Here is a 2470-nt window from a genome sequence, read left to right as displayed (position 1 = left end):
CGGGTAGTCGTGCGCTCGCTCGTGCGCTCGTAGGGGGCGGCGCCGATGAATGCGGCTGTCTCCGCGTCGATCAGCTCCTGGTAGAGCCGCTCGGTCGCGGCTCGGATGCGGTCGGTGGTGCCGGTGAGCTTCAGTTCCCCGAGCAGCTCGAGGAGGGCAGACTGGTCAAGAGCCATCGTGCGGTGTCGTCTTTCTGTGTGAGTTCTTGGTCGTTCTCACTGACCATCGCACGATGGCTCACCCCGTCGCGGTCACGACGCCGCGGGCCCGAAAGACCACCACCCCGCGGGACTCCAGGATGAATGCTTGCCATTCTTCTCGCCCTGCTGGTCCGAGCGCATCTGTGGTGTGAGTGAAGATCGGCCGCCCCGGGGATACGATTTCGACCTCGCCGGCTCGGTCGACGGCTAACTCCAGATCATCGACGCGGAGGTAGAGCAGCGCTGACGGTGCCGCGCTCTCGAGTAGCAAACGGACGCCGTCGAGATCGAAGAACACCAAACCGGGCGGATCGAATCGGGCCACAGGGGCGGAGCCGAGCAGTGCGGAATAGAAGGCTGTGGCGCGTTCCAGATCGACCACGCGCTGGGCTACTTGGACGAGAGACGCCATGCTCATTTGCCGTCGCCGTGCACGTCTCGAATGACGGCGAGGGAGCGATCGAGTAGTTCCCGCAGCGCATCTTGGTCCACCCCCGACAATCGGGGGAGGTAGAGGCACGCGCTACTGGTGCGGTGTGGACCGAGCCGCTCGAGCAGGTCGGGCCACCGCTCGGCAAACCCCTCGACCAGGTAAAGCGTGTGCTTGGACCCGGAAGCGAAGGCGATCTCAGGCGCGATACCCTCTCGCCCGCTGTCGTACGCGTAGCCGTATTGGCCGAACCCGACAATCCGTTCCGCCCACACCACCGGCGGGCGCTGTGCAACGTGCTCGAAGAGCTCGAGGAGTTCGGTTACCTCGCCGCGTCGTGGCCCGGTTGCCCGGTCCAGCGCCTCGTCGACGCTGGTGTCGGAAGGCATCACGAGGCGGTCTCCGTTGCTCGCTGCGATTCGATGTATGCCTTGAGTCGGGCCAGATGGTCGCCGTCCTCCTTCTTTGTGATCGCGGCCACCAGGGGCAGCATCATCCGCCGCAGTCCGCCGGCGGCGAGCTCGCACGTCCACTCGATCCGCGTGCCGGTGCCGGCCGGGTGCAGCCGGTAGACGTAGGTCGCGGTGATGCCCTCCGCCTCGCTGGCGACCGCAAAAGCGGTGGGCGGCTCGAGAGCCACGATCTGCAGCTGCCCCGTCGCCTCCTTGCTCTTCACTCGGCGCGTCTCCTCGATGACGGACCCCACAGCGAGCGGGCCATCCGTCACCTTCACGCTCTTCACGACACCGTCGACGTAGTCGACCGCCCTTGTGGGATCTGCCAGCACTGCGAACACTTCCTGTTGCGATCTGTCGATGTGCTCGGTGAACTCGAAAGCGATCATGGGCCTTCTCCTGGGTGATGGTCGGGGTGGTGATCAAGAGGCACATAGGCGTCTGTCCAGCTGACGCGAACGGCGTCGTTCGCGCGCTGGTCGACGTGATGGATCTCGAAGGGCGGTGCGCAGCGCAACCGCCACCCTTCTGAGGGCATCCATTGCACCCCGATAGCCGCGAAGGTCTTCGCGATCTGCTCTGCACCGCCGGTGTGCCGATGCGCGACGCACACCTGCGCCGGCATCTGGCGGTAGGTGAAGGGGTGGGGTGGATCTATCGGTGCGGCAATGGGGATGCCAGCGTCGAAGCGGATCTGCTCGTTGTCCACCACGTAAGGGTCATCTGGGGTGATGCCCACGAGGAGGTCGGAGGAGTGGGCGATGCCGTGCTCTATCGCGAAGGCCCTCAGCTGCTGCCACGGCTCGACCGATGGGTGCCCGATGCCGAGGCCGTTGTACCCGCGATGACGGAGGACGAGCAGGTGCCGCTCGGGGGTGCTCTCAACCCGTACCGGGACGGCATCGAGGTCATAACGGAGTGTCAGCGGCGTCTCTTCTGCGAAGCCCGCAAACGTCGTGCTCTGCTGCGCCAGGTCCGCGTGCTCGCGGTACGCGCGCAGCATCCTCCGATACTCCGATGGACTGATCTCGAACCGCTGCACGAACGCGCGTGTGAAGGTCTCGGGCGTTGCGAACCCGGATTCCAACCTGGAGTCCCGCGGGGTGGTGGTCTTTCGGGCCCGCGGCGTCGTGACCGCGACGGGGTGAGCCATCGTGCGATGGTCAGTGAGAACGACCAAGAACTCACACAGAAAGACGACACCGCACGATGGCTCTTGACCAGTCTGCCCTCCTCGAGCTGCTCGGGGAACTGAAGCTCACCGGCACCACCGACCGCATCCGAGCCGCGACCGAGCGGCTCTACCAGGAGCTGATCGACGCGGAGACAGCCGCATTCATCGGCGCCGCCCCCTACGAGCGCACGAGCGAGCGCACGACTACCCG

Annotated in this window: 4 protein-coding genes and 2 pseudogenes; 1 reads left to right on the top strand and 5 read right to left on the bottom strand. The window is 65.7% G+C overall.

All coding sequences use genetic code 11. The features are described 5' to 3' along the window. The 5 genes and pseudogenes from A4X16_RS18510 to A4X16_RS14760 all read right to left on the bottom strand — a co-directional run. Nucleotides 1–176: pseudogene (locus tag A4X16_RS18510) on the bottom strand (IS256 family transposase); the annotation flags it as partial. Nucleotides 177–237: 61 nt separating this feature from the next. Then, on the bottom strand, nt 238–582 hold the full coding sequence (locus A4X16_RS14775; RefSeq protein WP_442922918.1) for a VOC family protein: 345 nt from the start codon (nt 580–582) through the stop codon (nt 238–240). Between the two features lie 32 nt (nt 583–614). Beyond that, complete coding sequence (locus A4X16_RS14770; protein ID WP_062637438.1) at nt 615–1019, bottom strand: DUF1801 domain-containing protein; 405 nt, start codon at nt 1017–1019, stop codon at nt 615–617. Beyond that, nucleotides 1019–1474 (bottom strand): SRPBCC family protein, encoded by a 456-nt coding sequence (locus A4X16_RS14765; RefSeq protein ID WP_054687628.1) that lies wholly within the window; start codon nt 1472–1474, stop codon nt 1019–1021. Before A4X16_RS14765 ends, A4X16_RS14770 begins: the two co-directional genes overlap by 1 nt. Continuing rightward, a complete protein-coding gene (locus A4X16_RS14760; RefSeq protein ID WP_067121902.1) occupies nt 1471–2238 on the bottom strand; it encodes an AraC family transcriptional regulator in 768 nt (255 codons plus the stop codon). Before A4X16_RS14760 ends, A4X16_RS14765 begins: the two co-directional genes overlap by 4 nt. Before the next feature lie 56 nt (nt 2239–2294). On the opposite strand from A4X16_RS14760, the pseudogene A4X16_RS18505 reads away from it, so the two are divergent. Continuing rightward, nucleotides 2295–2470 (top strand): annotated as a pseudogene (locus tag A4X16_RS18505) (IS256 family transposase); the annotation flags it as partial.

It is taken from the genome of Microbacterium sp. H83 (assembly GCF_001650405.1).
In the GTDB taxonomy this organism is placed as follows: domain Bacteria; phylum Actinomycetota; class Actinomycetes; order Actinomycetales; family Microbacteriaceae; genus Microbacterium.
The sequence above is the reverse complement of the archived record's forward strand: the minus strand, read 5'-3'. Positions and strand labels throughout refer to the sequence as shown.

Coding starts and splice junctions, on each gene's coding strand:
- A4X16_RS14765 (WP_054687628.1), bottom strand. CDS start 1,474: ATGATCGCTTTCGAGTTCACCGAGCACATCGACAGATCGCAACAGGAA.
- A4X16_RS14760 (WP_067121902.1), bottom strand. CDS start 2,238: ATGGCTCACCCCGTCGCGGTCACGACGCCGCGGGCCCGAAAGACCACC.
- A4X16_RS14770 (WP_062637438.1), bottom strand. CDS start 1,019: ATGCCTTCCGACACCAGCGTCGACGAGGCGCTGGACCGGGCAACCGGG.